Origin of the sequence: Marinobacter sp. X15-166B, from assembly GCF_001752365.1 — a bacterium.
Lineage (GTDB): Bacteria > Pseudomonadota > Gammaproteobacteria > Pseudomonadales > Oleiphilaceae > Marinobacter.
The window spans coordinates 3,406,589-3,421,356 of sequence record NZ_MEIY01000001.1 but is presented as its reverse complement, the minus strand read 5'-3'; the positions used below and the strand labels follow the sequence as shown (position 1 = coordinate 3,421,356).

At 59.2% G+C, this 14,768-nt stretch carries 10 protein-coding genes, 3 tRNA genes and 1 pseudogene; 9 read left to right on the top strand and 5 right to left on the bottom strand.

All coding sequences use genetic code 11. The features are described from left to right. From BG841_RS16040 to BG841_RS16030, 3 genes are all read right to left on the bottom strand, one after another. Positions 1-2,853: a valine--tRNA ligase gene (locus tag BG841_RS16040; protein WP_070058559.1), complete on the bottom strand. Its 2,853-nt coding sequence runs from the start codon at positions 2,851-2,853 to the stop codon at positions 1-3. A 110-nt stretch (positions 2,854-2,963) separates the two neighbouring features. Further along, complete coding sequence (locus BG841_RS16035) at positions 2,964-3,413, bottom strand: DNA polymerase III subunit chi (RefSeq protein WP_070058558.1); 450 nt, start codon at positions 3,411-3,413, stop codon at positions 2,964-2,966. Then, a complete protein-coding gene (locus BG841_RS16030; RefSeq protein ID WP_070058557.1) occupies positions 3,403-4,899 on the bottom strand; it encodes a leucyl aminopeptidase in 1,497 nt (498 codons plus the stop codon). Before BG841_RS16030 ends, BG841_RS16035 begins: the two co-directional genes overlap by 11 nt. 236 nt (positions 4,900-5,135) lie before the next feature. On the opposite strand from BG841_RS16030, the gene lptF reads away from it, so the two are divergent. Both lptF and lptG read left to right on the top strand, forming a co-directional pair. After that, complete coding sequence (gene lptF / locus BG841_RS16025; RefSeq protein WP_070058556.1) at positions 5,136-6,254, top strand: LPS export ABC transporter permease LptF; 1,119 nt, start codon at positions 5,136-5,138, stop codon at positions 6,252-6,254. Continuing rightward, positions 6,247-7,308 (top strand): LPS export ABC transporter permease LptG, encoded by a 1,062-nt coding sequence (lptG, locus tag BG841_RS16020; RefSeq protein WP_070058886.1) that lies wholly within the window; start codon positions 6,247-6,249, stop codon positions 7,306-7,308. Before lptF ends, lptG begins: the two co-directional genes overlap by 8 nt. On the opposite strand, the gene BG841_RS16015 is transcribed toward lptG, so the two are convergent. Further along, complete coding sequence (locus BG841_RS16015) at positions 7,289-7,825, bottom strand: RDD family protein (RefSeq protein WP_070058555.1); 537 nt, start codon at positions 7,823-7,825, stop codon at positions 7,289-7,291. The two genes, lptG and BG841_RS16015, sit on opposite strands and share 20 nt — an antisense overlap. Before the next feature lie 218 nt (positions 7,826-8,043). On the opposite strand from BG841_RS16015, the gene alaS reads away from it, so the two are divergent. The 6 genes from alaS (at position 8,044) to BG841_RS15985 (ending at position 12,848) form a co-directional block, all read left to right on the top strand. Continuing rightward, positions 8,044-10,671: an alanine--tRNA ligase gene (gene alaS / locus BG841_RS16010; RefSeq protein ID WP_070058554.1), complete on the top strand. Its 2,628-nt coding sequence runs from the start codon at positions 8,044-8,046 to the stop codon at positions 10,669-10,671. Positions 10,672-10,740: 69 nt separating this feature from the next. Next, the gene (locus BG841_RS16005) at positions 10,741-11,982 is read left to right on the top strand and encodes an aspartate kinase (protein WP_070058553.1); all 1,242 of its coding nucleotides are present in this window, start codon (positions 10,741-10,743) and stop codon (positions 11,980-11,982) included. A gap of 183 nt (positions 11,983-12,165) precedes the next feature. Next, positions 12,166-12,366 (top strand): carbon storage regulator CsrA, encoded by a 201-nt coding sequence (csrA, locus tag BG841_RS16000; protein WP_070058552.1) that lies wholly within the window; start codon positions 12,166-12,168, stop codon positions 12,364-12,366. Positions 12,367-12,494: 128 nt separating this feature from the next. Next, positions 12,495-12,584, top strand: a tRNA-Ser gene (locus BG841_RS15995). Between the two features lie 75 nt (positions 12,585-12,659). Continuing rightward, positions 12,660-12,736, top strand: a tRNA-Arg gene (locus tag BG841_RS15990). A gap of 35 nt (positions 12,737-12,771) precedes the next feature. Next, a tRNA-Arg gene (locus BG841_RS15985) sits at positions 12,772-12,848 on the top strand. A 62-nt stretch (positions 12,849-12,910) separates the two neighbouring features. On the opposite strand, the gene BG841_RS15980 is transcribed toward BG841_RS15985, so the two are convergent. After that, positions 12,911-13,447, bottom strand: a complete 537-nt coding sequence (locus BG841_RS15980) for a DUF2058 domain-containing protein (RefSeq protein ID WP_070058551.1) — start codon at positions 13,445-13,447, stop codon at positions 12,911-12,913. A gap of 120 nt (positions 13,448-13,567) precedes the next feature. Between BG841_RS15980 and dbpA the strand changes: the two are divergent. Then, positions 13,568-14,768: pseudogene (gene dbpA, locus BG841_RS15975) on the top strand (ATP-dependent RNA helicase DbpA); the annotation flags it as partial.

The window sequence follows — 14,768 nt, the reverse complement described above, 5'->3', positions numbered from 1 at the left end:
TCACATCGCCTCGATCGCGGCGCGCTGCTCCCGCAGACGCTCCCGGTTGCCGAGCACATCGCGCAGTTTGTCCTGCTCTTTGGCTACCACCGCCGCCGGCGCCTTGGCAGTGAATTTTTCATTGCCCAGTTTGCCTTCCAAGCGGACAATTTCTTTCTGCAGACGCTCCAGTTCTTTGTCCAGGCGGCCCAGTTCTGCCGTCTTGTCGATCAGCCCGGCCATGGGGACCAGCACTTCCATGTCGCCGACAATCTGGGCGGCCGACATGGGCGCTTCCTCGTCACCCAGCCAGTCCAGACTCTCCAGTTTGGCCAGAGAGCTGAGGAACTGCCGGTTTTCCGACATCCGGCGCTGGTGCTCGGCGTTTTGGCTGCGCAACAACACCGGGATTTTCTTGGCGGGGGAAATGTTCATTTCACCGCGCACGTTGCGTACTGCGACGATGACGCCTTTCAACCAGTCGATATCGGCATTGAGAGCGGTGTCCTGGCCCCCTTGCTCGGGCTGCGGGTAGGGCTGCAGCATGATGCTGTCCCCTTCCTTGCCGGCCAGTGGCGCGATGCGCTGCCAGATTTCCTCGGTAATGAACGGCATGATCGGATGCGCCAGCCGCAGTACCGCCTCGAGCACCTGTACCAGGGTGCGCCGGGTGCCGCGTTTGGCTTCGGCACTGGCAGCCGCGTCATTCAGGGCCGGTTTGGACAGCTCCAGATACCAGTCGCAGTATTCGTTCCAGATGAAGTCATACAGGTCGTGAGCGGCCAGATCAAAGCGGTAGCTGTCCAGGTGCTGGATCACGTCCTGTTCGCAGGTCTGCAGGGCGTCTATGATCCAGCGATCCGCCAGTGACAGGGTGACCGGTTCACCGTGCGCACCACAGTCTTGCCCTTCGGTGTTCATCAGCACGTAGCGGGCGGCGTTCCACAGCTTGTTACAGAAATTGCGGTAACCTTCGAGGCGGCGCATGTCCCAGCTGATGTCGCGGCCGGTGGACGCCAGCGCGGCAAGGGTAAAGCGCAGCGCATCGGTACCGTGCGCGGCAATGCCTTCGGGAAATTCTTTCCGGGTGCGCTTGCCGATCTTGTCGGCCAATTGTGGCTGCATCATGTTGCCGGTGCGCTTTTCCATCAGCTCGTCCAGGCCGATGCCGTCGATCATGTCCAGCGGGTCCAGCACGTTGCCCTTGGATTTGGACATTTTTTGGCCGTTTTCGTCGCGAATCAGACCGGTCACGTAGACCGTCTTGAACGGAATCTGCGGCGTACCGTCTTCGTTCTTGAGCAGGTGCATGCTCATCATGATCATCCGCGCGACCCAGAAGAAGATGATATCGAAGCCGGTCACCAGTACGTCCGTCGGGTGAAACGCCTGCAACCGGTCGGTGTTGTCGGGCCAGCCCAGAGTCGCGAATGTCCACAACGCGGAACTGAACCAGGTGTCGAGCACGTCTTCGTCCTGGGTCAGCACCAGATCTGCGGCCAGCTGGTACTTGTCACGCACTGCGGCTTCGTCCCGTCCTACGTAGATGTTGCCCTCGGCGTCGTACCACGCCGGAATCTGATGCCCCCACCACAGCTGGCGGGAGATACACCAGTCCTGAATGTCCCGCATCCAGGAGAAGTACATGTTTTCGTACTGTTTGGGAACGAACTGGATGCGGCCGTCTTCCACCGCCTCAATGGCGGGCTTGGCCAGAGTTTTGGCGTCGGCAAACCATTGATCGGTGAGCATGGGCTCAATGATGAGGCCGGAGCGGTCACCGCGAGGCACGCTGAGTACGTGGTCTTCAACCTGATCGACCAGCGCCAGGGCCTCCAGGTCTGCGACTATCTGGGTGCGGGCCGCCTCCCGGCTCAGGCCGGCGTAGGCCGCCGGAATGCTGCCGTCAAGCTGGGTGTTTTCTGTGCCGTCCGCATTGAACACTTCCGCCACCGCACGAATGTCGGCATCCATGGTCAGCACGTTGATCATGGGCAACTGGTTGCGCTTGCCCACGGCGTAGTCGTTGAAATCGTGCGCGGGGGTGATCTTGACGCAACCACTGCCTTTTTCGGGGTCGGCGTGGTGATCGGCAATGATGGGGATTTCCCGGTTAACCAGTGGCAGCACCACGGTCTTGCCAATCAGGTGCTGATAGCGTTCATCGTCCGGATGCACGGCCACGGCGGTATCGCCCAACATGGTTTCCGGGCGGGTGGTGGCCACCACCAGATAGTTTTTGCCGTCCAGAGTTTCCGCACCTTGGGCAAGCGGGTAGCGCAGGTGCCAGAAATGCCCCTTTTCTTCCTTGTTTTCCACTTCCAGGTCGGAAATGGCGGTGTGCAGTTTGGGGTCCCAGTTCACCAGTCGTTTGCCGCGGTACACCAGGCCTTCATCGTACAGACGGATAAACACTTCCTGAACGGCCTTGTAAAAGCCGTCGTCCATGGTGAAGCGCTCGTGATCCCAGTCTACGGAGTTGCCAAGACGGCGCATCTGTTCGGTGATGGTGCCGCCAGAGTGCTCTTTCCAGTCCCAGATGCGTTTGATGAACTCGTCCCGTCCCAGATCGTGACGGGTTTGGTCTTCTTCCACCTGCAGCTTGCGTTCGACCACCATCTGGGTCGCAATTCCCGCGTGATCCGTGCCCACCTGCCAGAGAGTGTTGTGTCCCTGCATGCGCTTGTAGCGGGTGAGGGTATCCATAATAGTGTGCTGAAATGCATGCCCCATGTGCAGGCTGCCAGTGACATTCGGCGGCGGGATCACCAGGCTGTATGAATCTCCCTCACCGGACGGGCGAAAGTAACCTTTGCTTTCCCAGGTTTCATAACACTGGCGTTCGATGTTCTCTGGCTGGTAGGTTTTTTCCATGGGTATTTACGGATCACCGGTTGAATAATGGGTTGGAACGTACGAAGGCGGTAATTATACATGCTCAGTGCAGATGCGGCGAACCCTCAGCCGCCAGCTGCCAGGGGGCCTTACCGGGCCTTCCTGTAATCGTGCACGCGGGGCTCAATGCCCAATGCGCGGAGCTCTCTGAAGTGACCTCTGGCCTGGTGCAAGACCGCGGCGTCATTGTGTGCTATCAACGCCAGACGGGCGAATTGGTCGGCATTGGCGGGCAAGGTGGCCGAGAGGATAATGGCCGTATCCCAGTCGGCCGCATTCGGTTGGCAGAGCAGAATACCCACCGGGTCCGTGCAGGCAACGCTGCAGTCGGAGACAATGCTGTGGGGGATAAACGCAGCCGGACTGAACTGCCACAGCAGTTCGTCCAGCTCGGCGGCCACCGCCGCATCATCACAGACAATGCAGGTGCGGTGGTTCTGTTGCCAGGCTTTTTCCACCAGCCGCGCCGCATGCAGGTTGCGGGCGGCCGGGGAGTGTTGGGCCAGGATATGAAACCAGTAGGCCTGACTACTGGGCATGGGACATCAGGTAGTCGACCAGCAGGGGAACCGGCCGGCCGGACGCGCCCTTGTTCTTGCCGGTGTGCCAGGCCGTACCGGCAATATCCAGATGGGCCCAGCGGTACTCTTTGGTGAAGCGTGACAGGAAGCAGGCTGCGGTAATGGTGCCGGCGTCACGGCCACCGATATTCTGGATGTCGGCAAAATTGCTGTCGAGTGACGACTGGTACTCATCCCACAACGGCAGGCGCCAGGCCCGGTCGCCGGTGCGTTCGCCCGCCGCCAGCAATTCGTTGGCCAGGGCGTCGTCGTTGCCCAGCAGGCCGGTAGCATGGTGCCCCAGGGCGACAATGACGGCACCGGTGAGGGTGGCCAGATCGATCACGGTTTCCGGGTCGAAGCGTTTGACGTAGGTGAGCGCGTCACAGAGTACCAGGCGGCCTTCAGCGTCGGTGTTGAGGATCTCTACGGTATGCCCCGCCATGGACGTAACAATGTCGCCCGGGCGGGTGGCGCTGCCATCCGGCATGTTTTCGGCCGCGGCGATGACGGTTACCACGTTCAACTTGGGTTTGGTCTCGGCCAGCACTTTCATGGTGCCAAACACCGCCGCAGCGCCGCCCATGTCGTATTTCATCTCGTCCATGCCCTGGCCCGGCTTCAGGCTGATGCCGCCGGTGTCAAAGGTGATGCCTTTGCCGACCAGCACGTGCGGCTTGTCATTCGCGTCACCACCCCGGTACTCCATGACAATCAGGCGGGCGGGCTGGGTGCTGCCGGCCGCCACCGACAGTAAGGTGTTCATGCCCAGCTCTTTCATCTGGTCTTCATCGAGGATGTCGACCTTGATCTCATCAAATTCGCTGGCCAGTTTTTGCGCCTGTTCCGCAAGCCACACCGGGTTGCAGATATTGGGCGGCATGTTGGCCAGATCGCGGGTGAAGTTCATTCCCCGGCCGGTGGCCAGACCCAGCTTGAAAGCGGCTTTCGCCGGGGCGTCGCTGGCGGAGGCGACCACCGTTACTTTGTTCAGCTTGCGCGCCGGGGGCTGTTCACTTTTGAAATCGGTGAATGTGTACAGCTGTTCTTCGAGGATGCGTGCGGTCACGTTGAGCAGGGCGTTCTCTGCCGTAATCGCGTCGTCGCCGGTCACCGGGGTGTCGGTCAACGCGAAGACAACGTGGGCGGCCGCGCTGTCTTTCAGTTGGGCCGCAGCGGCGGCCACCGCCTTGCGGTAGACGGCCGGAGTGCGCTCGGCATCCTTGCCGGTGCCCACGGCAATCACCCGGGGCCAGTTGGCACCGTTCGCCTGCACGGGCACCAGGGCGGTGCTGCCGGCTTTGGTGGCCAGGTCGCCGCTTTCTTTGAGCTGGGACAGCAGGCCACCAATGGCTTCATCTACCTGGCGGGATGACGCCGGCCATTGGTCGCCGTCCGGAATGGCGACCACAACGCAATCGGCCTTGAGGCCACTGAGAGGCTTACTGCTCAACGTGAAATTCATGAAAACTCCCGAGAGATCGAAATTTGGGTGGTTAAAAAAACCGGGTTGAAACCGTGTTGCTAGTTACCATTGGGGCTGGCCGGCAGTTTATCAAGCGGTGTGGCGCGGCGGACACCAACGGCACGCAGACCGATGAAGCTTTCGGCCTGTCAATCAGCACACAGGTTACATAGAATAGCCATCGAGTACATGGTTGCATTGAACCACCCCGTTTTCCAGCCAGAAAGAGACCGTTCTTGCGTATTGTTTTCCGATATCTGACCCGACAAGTGATGATCAGCATGCTGGCGGTGTCCGGCATTTTGTTGCTGGTGTTTATGAGCGGCCGTTTTATCAAGTATCTGGCGGACGCGGCCGCGGGCAAGTTGGCGGGCGATGTGCTGTTCCAGATCATGGCCTACCGGTTTCCCGGGTTTCTCGAATTGATCCTGCCGTTGGGTTTGTTTATCGGCATACTGCTGGCCTATGGCCGGATGTACCTGGACAGCGAAATGACGGTGTTGTTTTCCTGCGGCGTCAGCGACCGCCAGATCCTGTTGCAAACTCTGGGGGCGAGTCTGGTAGTGACGCTGGTGGTGGCTGCCATGAGTCTCTACGTGTCGCCCTGGGGCATGAAAAAAGTCGAGGAGATTTTCAACGAACAGCGTAAAGCCACGGAGTTTGAAATGCTCGCTCCCGGGCGTTTTCAGACCCTCGCGTCCGGCGGCCGGGTCACCTATACCGAGGCGCTGAGCGACGACAAGCGGGAATTGCAGGGGGTGTTCATTGCTGAGCTCAACCCCGGGCGGCAGCAGCTGACCCTGATATCCGCTGATACCGGCTCCCAGCTGATTGATGACGAAAGCGGCAGCCGTTTCCTGATTCTGGAGGGCGGTACCCGGTTCGAAGGTGCACCGGGCAGCCTGGATTACCGGGTGACCGAATTCGATGCCTATGGCCTGAAAATTCAGGCGGGCAGCGGAGGCGACAAGTTGCTGGATGAGGCTGTCAGCACCCGGCAACTGATGGCCTCCACGGACCCGGCAGATCGCGCCATACTGCATTGGCGCTTCACCTTGCCATTGATCGTACCCATCGTCACCCTGCTGGCGGTGCGTTTGAGTCGGGTGAACCCCCGGCAAGGCCGGTTTTTTCATCTGCTGCCGGCCATGCTGGTGTATGTACTGTATCTGGGGCTGTTGATTGTCGCCCGGGATGCGCTGGCCAGTGGCAAGGTGCCGGAGTGGATCGGGTTGCTGTGGGTGCACGCGCTGTTTCTGACGCTGGGGTTGTGGCTCCAGTTCGGCGGCGCGTGGCGACAACGCCGGCGCCTGATGCGCAGCGGTCCGCCCGCCGGGGAGGGTGCCGGTGCGTAAAATTGATAATTACGTCATGCAGACGGTCGGCGGTGCCATCCTGCTGGTGATGGTGGTGGTGCTGTCGCTGGATCTGATTTTCGGCTTCATTGCCGAGCTTGATGACACCCAGGCCGACTACCAGACCTGGCAGGCGCTGCTGTATGTGCTGATGACTCTGCCTCGCCGGATATACGATTACCTGCCACTCGGCGCCTTTATGGGCTGTCTGATCGGACTGGGTTCCATGGCCAGTTCATCCGAACTGACGGTCGTCCGCGCCGCCGGTGTGTCCCTGCGCCGGGTGGTCTGGTCCGCGATGAAGCCTGCCCTGATTGTGGTGGTTGTCGGGTTGTTGATCGGTGAGTACCTGGCGCCTCCGTTTGAACGTTCGGCCCAGAGCCACAAGGCCATTGCCCAGGGGGCCGGGCAAAATATTGCGTCGGCTCGGGGTGTCTGGCACCGGGAGGGGGACACCTTTATACACCTCAATGCGGTCGGTACTGACGGGGTGCTGTTCGGCGTTTCCCTGTTCCGCTTTGAGGAGGCACGCTGGATGGCGTCAGCGACCTTTGCCGAGCGGGCGATCTATCATGGCGATCATTGGGAGCTGGAAAATGCGGTAACCACCCTGGTGTCGCGGGAGCAAACCCGCCGTGAGACGCAGGCCAGTCAGCGCTGGGACACAGGGCTGTCGCCGGATGTCTTGAGTGTGTTGATTGTGAAGCCGGAAAATCTGGCGATCAGCGGGTTGTATACCTACGCGTCGTATCTGGATGCCCAGGGCCTGAACGCGGCCAGTTACTGGCTGGCGTTCTGGAAGAAAGTACTGATGCCTCTCGGCACCGCGGTCATGGTGCTGGTGGCCATCTCGTTCATCTTCGGGCCGTTGCGGTCCGTAACCATGGGTTTCCGGGTGTTCACCGGCCTGATTGTGGGGTTGCTGTTCAAGTACATGCAGGATCTGCTGGGGCCAATGAGTCTGGTGTTCGGCTTTAACCCGGCGCTTGCCATTCTGGTGCCCATTGCGGTGAATGCACTCATCGGGGGGGTGCTCATGAGGCGCGCTGGTTAGGCACCCGCGCTACGTAGGTGCCAGAGAACTGGTCTATCAGCGATAATCCGTTGCGCGGCCAGAAGCAGGCGATCAATAATGGCAGGGTCAGCAGCAGACTGAGGGCGCCAAAGTAAAACGCGCAGATCAGCACGGCAAAAAAGGTCAAAGCGGCCAGCATGTAACGTTTCAGTGCCTGCACCCAACTGATGGACAGGCCGTTCATGGTTTGCACCCGGATCCGCCAGACCTGCATGCCCAGGGTCTGTCCGGAGCGCACCCAGAAGTAGCCAAAGAACAGAAACAGGGTGACGAACAAAAACGATGACAGCAGCGGATCGGATTCCAGCGTTCCCGCTTCGGCCATCGCTTCGTAGTGGTCGAACCCGACCAGAGAAGCCGCCGCCAGGGTGTACAGCCAGGCCGTCACCATCAGCACGGCCAGGGCAATCAGACTGTCGTACAGGATGGCTGCGAGTCGCCGGGTCAGGCTCGCGGGTGGCAGCAGCTCATCGTCATTGTGAAAGCGGCGCGGCATGTAGTGCTCCTCTGGAACTTTGGGGCCTGTTGAGTCGTGTCTAGCGGCGCAGGAGTATAGCGCGAAAGCGGCCGAGAAGCAGTCGTCATCGTTTCTCGTTTTGCCTGTTGCCAGCGTGTGTTAGAGTAGCCGCTTTGCAGCGGCCCGTGCGATCAGATCAGTCACAAGCCTCATGGGTCTTTCCACCGGATAATTGTAATGTGCATCAAGGTAGGGTTATGAAAACCGCAGAGTTGCGTCAGGCGTTTCTTGAGTACTTTAAGCAGCAGGGCCACACCATTGTTGCCAGTAGTTCGCTGGTACCTGCAGATGATCCGACTCTGCTGTTTACCAACGCCGGGATGAATCAGTTCAAGGATCTGTTTCTGGGGCGGGAGCAGCGGGATTACGTGCGCGCCACCAGCTCCCAGAAGTGCGTGCGGGCCGGGGGCAAGCACAACGACCTCGAGAACGTCGGTTACACCGCGCGCCACCACACGTTTTTCGAGATGCTGGGCAATTTCAGTTTCGGCGATTATTTCAAGCGTGACGCCATTCACTTTGCGTGGACGTTTCTGACCGGCGACGAACATTTGCAGCTGGCCAAAGACAAGCTATGGGTCACCGTGTACGAAACCGATGACGAAGCTTTTGATATCTGGAACAAGGAAATCGGGGTTCCGGCAGAGCGCATCGTGCGCATCGGCGACAACGGCGGCGCACCCTATGCGTCCGACAACTTCTGGCAAATGGGGGATACCGGTCCCTGCGGTCCCTGTACGGAAATTTTTTACGATCATGGCGAAGGGGTCGCGGGTGGTCCGCCGGGCAGCCCGGACGAAGACGGTGATCGTTACATCGAAATCTGGAACGTGGTCTTCATGCAGTACAATCGTACGGCGGACGGCGAAATGCTGCCATTGCCCAAGCCTTCGGTGGACACCGGCATGGGGCTGGAACGTATTGCCGCGGTATTGCAGGGCGTACACAGTAATTACGAAATCGACCTGTTCCAGGACCTGCTGGCCGCGGCGTCGAAGTTGCTGGGCAATGCTCCTACCACCGAGTCGTCCCTGCGGGTGGTGGCGGACCATATCCGCTCCTGCGCGTTTCTGATTGCCGACGGGGTGATGCCCTCCAATGAGGGGCGCGGGTTTGTGCTTCGCCGGATCATCCGCCGTGCTGCCCGGCACGGTAACAAGCTTGGCGCCGAAGGCCCCTTTTTCTATAAACTGGCGGCGGCCGTGGTTGAGTTGATGGGGGACGCCTTTCCGCAACTGAAGAGCAGTCAGCCGCAAATCGAAAAAGTGCTGCTGCAAGAGGAAGAGCAGTTCGCCAAGACCCTGGATAAGGGGTTGCGGCTGCTGGAACAGGATATTGCCGCCCTCGCGGGCACGGAAATACCCGGCGAGACCATCTTCACCCTGTACGACACCTACGGCTTTCCCGTTGATCTGACCAACGATATTGCCCGTGAACGGGGGCTGACGCTGGATTACGACGGTTACGAGCAGGCCATGAACCGGCAGCGTGAAATGGCGCGGGCCGCCAGCAAGTTCGGGGTGGATTACAACGCCGGCCTGAATCTGGACGGGCGTACCGAGTTTACCGGTTATGAGCAGATTGATGGCCACGAAACCGTGCGCACCGTTCTGGTCGATGGCAAAGCAGCCACGGCCCGGGCCGGAGAGGACGCGGTGGTGGTGTTGGAGCGCACACCTTTTTATGCGGAAGCCGGTGGGCAGGTGGGTGATACCGGCCTGCTGACCTGGAGCGGTGGTCGTTTTCAGGTCAACGATACCCGTAAAGACGGCAATAACCATCTGCATATCGGAACGGTGATCGAAGGCGAGCTGTTTGCCGGTCTGGAAGTCGATGCCCGCATTGACCATAACAAGCGTCAGGCCACCGCCCTGAACCACTCGGCCACCCATCTGTTGCACGCCGCGCTGCGCAAGGTGCTGGGTGAGCATGTTATCCAGAAAGGCTCGCTGGTCGATCCGGACAAGTTGCGGTTTGATTTTTCCCATTTTGAGGCCCTGACCGCCACCGAGCTCAAAGAGGTTGAGCGCCAGGTGAACGAACAGATCCTGGCCAACACGCCGGTGGAAACCGAAGTCACCGACATGGAGCAGGCTCTGGCGAAGGGCGCCATGGCGCTGTTCGGGGAAAAATACGACGATTCGGTGCGGGTTTTGAGTATGGGAACCGGCGGCTATTCGGTAGAATTGTGCGGTGGCACACACGTTGCCCGTACCGGCGATATCGGCATGTTGCGCATTACCTCGGAAAGCGGCATCTCGTCGGGTGTGCGCCGGATCGAGGCGGTAACCGGTATGAATGCCCTGGCGTGGGTCGATGAGTCGGAACGTGCCCTGCGCGAAGCGGCTCGGCTGCTCAAAGGCAGCCGGGAAACGCTGGTTGATAAACTTCAGGCCACACTGGAGCGTAGTCGCCAGCTGGAGAAAGAAGTGGCCCAGTTGAAAGCACGTCTGGCCAGTTCGGCGGGAACCGATCTGGCGGGTTCTGCGGTGGAGGTTGACGGCCTGAAGGTGGTGGCGGCGGAAGTGCCGGGCGCTGACCGTAAGGCGCTGATGGACACCACCGATCAGTTGAAGAACAAGCTGGGGGAAGGGGTGGTAGTACTTGCCAGTGTCGCCGACGACAAGGTGATTCTGGTGGCCGGTGTCACCAAGGCATCGACCGGTCGCGTCAAGGCGGGTGATCTGATGAAACATCTGTGCTCCCTGGTTGACGGCAAGGGCGGCGGCCGCCCGGACATGGCCCAGGGCGGCGGCAACGCCCCCGCCAAACTGGCCGAAGCTCTGGCGGGTGTGCCTGAGTGGCTTGCGAAGAACATCGGCTAAAAGGCTGATTTATATAAAATTGACGGCAGATGACGGCCGTTGTGGATTCCCCGGAGTATTGGAAAGAACATGGCTTTGTATGTTCAGAAATATGGCGGTACCTCTGTTGGTACCCCAGAGCGGATAGAGGCGGTTGCCGAAAAGGTGTGCGGTTTCCGAAAAGCGGGTCACGATGTAGTGGTCGTGGTTTCTGCGATGAGCGGAGAGACCAACCGGTTGATTGATCTTGCGGGTCACATCGTGGATGAACCGTCGCCCCGGGAGATGGACGTGCTCATTTCCACCGGTGAGCAGGTCACCATTGCGTTGCTTTCCATGGCCTTGCACAAGCGTGGTTGTGAGGCGCGCTCCTACACGGGCGCGCAGGTGAAAATCCTGACCGACAGCACCCACACCAAGGCCCGCATTCGCCAGATTGACGGCGAGCGCATGCGTGCGGATCTGGATGCCGGTCGGGTGGTGGTGGTGGCCGGATTCCAGGGCATGGATGAACACGGCAATATCACCACGCTGGGTCGCGGAGGCTCGGATACCACTGCGGTGGCCCTGGCGGCCGCGTTGAAGGCCGATGAGTGCCAGATTTATACGGACGTCGACGGCGTCTATACGACAGACCCGCGGGTCGTTGACAGTGCCCGCAGGCTGGAGCGGATCACCTTTGAAGAAATGCTTGAAATGGCCAGCCTGGGCTCAAAGATTCTGCAGATTCGGTCGGTAGAGTTTGCAGGTAAGTACCACGTTCCACTAAGGGTGTTGTCCAGTTTCCAGGACGGTGAAGGCACCCTGATTACACTTGAGGATGACAGCGTCATGGAACAACCGGTTGTATCTGGCATAGCATTTAATCGTGATGAAGCAAAGGTGACCATTACCGGTGTGCCCGATACTCCGGGGAGTGCGCTGGGTATTTTAAAACCCATCAGCGACGCCAATATCGATGTCGATATGATTATCCAGAACGTCGGCGCCGACAACCGCACCGATTTCACCTTTACGGTGCCCCGTAATGACTTCAAACGGGCGATCGACATTCTGGAGCGGACCTCCTCCCAGCTGGGCGCCCGCGAGGTCAGTGGGGACACCGGAATTGCCAAGGTCAGCATTGTTGGCGTGGGCATGCGTTCGCACACCGGTGTAGCGACCACCATGTTTGAAGCGCTGGCGGGTGAGGGCATCAATATCCAGATGATCGCCACGTCCGAAATCAAGGTGTCGGTGGTGATCGATGAGAAGTATCTTGAGCTGGCGGTGCGCGCATTGCACAGTGCGTTTGAACTGCACCAGCCTGAGAGAGATGGCGGCGACAAGTAATCCGGGTTGTCGCGGCTTCGTACATTAAAAGAGGGCGCATTCGGTCCGCAGTGGCGGTATGATCACTTTGTAGGTGTATCTGCGGCTGTTCACTCGGCTGTGCGCCCGCGATAAAGCCGTATAAACATAAATTTTGCCGAAATCAGTAAGTCGGAACAGGACGCTCAGCTAAGGAGCAGTTGTATGTTGATTTTAACTCGCCGCGTAGGCGAAACCCTGATGATTGGTGACGAGGTGACGGTCACTGTTTTGGGGGTCAAGGGGAACCAGGTGCGTATTGGGGTGGATGCACCGAAGGATGTTGCCGTTCACCGCGAAGAAATTTACCAGCGTATTCAGAGTGAAAAGGGTGACAGTGACGAGCCGGAACCCGGTAACAGCTGAGAATTCAAAAAAACCGCCAGGGTAGTTCCTGGCGGTTTTTTTCGTTATTTTATGAAAAAAGGCGAGAAAAAAACCTTGTCAAGTCTATGAAAACAGAAATGTTGTGGTAGTATACGCTCCGTTCTCAAGGAGAGGTGGGTGAGTGGCTTAAACCAGTTCCCTGCTAAGGAACCGTACGTTAATTCGTACCGAGGGTTCGAATCCCTCCCTCTCCGCCATTTTATCGCCGGCTCTGGCAGGTGCGATAAATAATGAAGAGAACAGCAGTGCAATATGTTATGGTTTTCTGCGACGCGGCTGTAGCTCAGCTGGATAGAGTACTCGGCTACGAACCGAGCGGTCGGAGGTTCGAATCCTCCCAGCCGCGCCAATTTAAACCAGACCATCCCTTGCCTGATTTTATAAGCGGCTGTAGCTCAGCTGGATAGAGTACTCGGCTACGAACCGAGCGGTCGGAGGTTCGAATCCTCCCAGCCGCGCCATATTCCACAAAAAACCCCGCCTCGGCGGGGTTTTTTGTTTGTGTGCTCCTGCAAACCCGATCTCACCACATCAGGTCATCGGGTATCTCATACCCGGCGTACGGATCATCGGTGGTGTCGTCATCCTGGTGACGTTCGTGAAGCACGATTACCGCGTGTTCATCCCGCTCCATAATCTTGCGCGCAACACCCTCCGGTACCACATCGTATTGCTCATTGTTGAAAACAATGGCCAGGCGACCACGGGAGAGCTGGTCAATCATGGTCTCATCCACGAGCAGTTTTTTAATTTTCTTGCCGTGCACGAACTGGTAGGACTCTTCGCAACGGGACCGGTTGAGACGGTTGGTTTCCACCAGTTGCCGGATTTGCGCGGCGATGGCCTTTTTTTCAGCTTCCTGTTGGCGCTGCCGGTTCAGTTCGCGGTCCCGTTCTGCTTTTTCCGCCCGGGCCTGCTCAACCCTTAGCTGGGCCTCGCTGGTTTGCACCGTGCCCTTGGGTTGTTGCTTGCGTTGTTTACGCTTTTCCTGGCGCACGGCTCTGATTTTCTTTTCGTCTGCTAACCCTGCTTTCAGCAGCTGCTCCTGAAGTGAGGCCATCTAAAACTCCGTTACTGATTGGATGAATCCGTGGATTCTGACTCTGGGTCGGTATTCCGGTAGTATACGCTGTCTCCAATCCTCCCCGGAACCAATCGACTCAATCTTCAGGTTTTCGCTATGTCTTCTTTCGACTCCCTCGGGCTTTCTAACGCCATGCTGGCCAACCTTGCCCGCCTCGGCTATCAGCAACCGACCGCGGTTCAATCCCAGGCGTTGCCCCCGGCGCTGGCAGGGCGTGACGTGATTGCGCTGGCCAAAACCGGCAGCGGGAAAACCGCGGCGTTCGGCATCGGGTTGATCGAAAAACTGCGCCCACGGCTGTTTGCGGTGCAGGGGATGGTGTTGTGTCCCACCCGTGAACTGGCGGATCAGGTGGCCAAGTCCCTGCGGGAATTGGCCCGCGCCAAGGGCAACCTGAAGGTGCTCACCCTGTGCGGGGGGGGTGGCTCTGGGACCACAGATCGGCTCGCTGAGTCACGGGGCCCACGTGGTGGTCGGTACGCCGGGCCGGATTCAGGACCATTTGCAAAAGGGCACGTTGGTGCTCGACCGCCTGCAGACACTGGTCCTGGACGAGGCCGACCGGATGCTGGACATGGGGTTCAGGGACGTCATTGAAGACATACTGGCGGCAACACCGGCCCGCCGCCAGACGCTGTTGTTCTCCGCGACCTGGCCAAAAGACATTCGGGCGTTGAGTGAAAGCTTCCAGCAGAATCCGGTGGATATCCGCGTACGAAACGACGAGCCTGAGCCGGATATTGCGGAAATGTTTTATGAGGTGGAAGCGGGACAGCAAGTGGATGCTCTGGCCGCTGTTTTGTCGGCCTACCAGCCCGAGTCGTGCATCGCATTTTGCACCACCAAGCAGCAGTGCGATGACATTGCCCGGGCGCTGTCCGTCAGGGGGTTCAGTGCCATGGCGCTACACGGTGATCTGGAGCAAAAGGAGCGGGACGCGGTGCTGGTGCAGTTTGCCAATCAGAGCGTCAGCGTTTTGGTGGCCACCGATGTCGCCGCCCGCGGCCTGGATATCAAGGCACTGCCGCTGGTGGTGAATGTGGAGCCGGCCCGGGATACCGAAAACCACACCCACCGCATTGGCCGGACCGGGCGCGCAGGGGAATCCGGTCACGCGGTCACCTTCTGCACGGCTTCACAGATCCACCGGGTCACCCGCATTGAAGAGCGTCGCAAGCAGGATCTGCACTGGGGCAATACGGCGGAACTGCTGGGTACCGGGGATCAGCCACAAAAACCGGCGATGCGGACCTTGTGCATCGCCGGGGGGCGGAAAGAGAAGGTGCGGCCGGGGGAT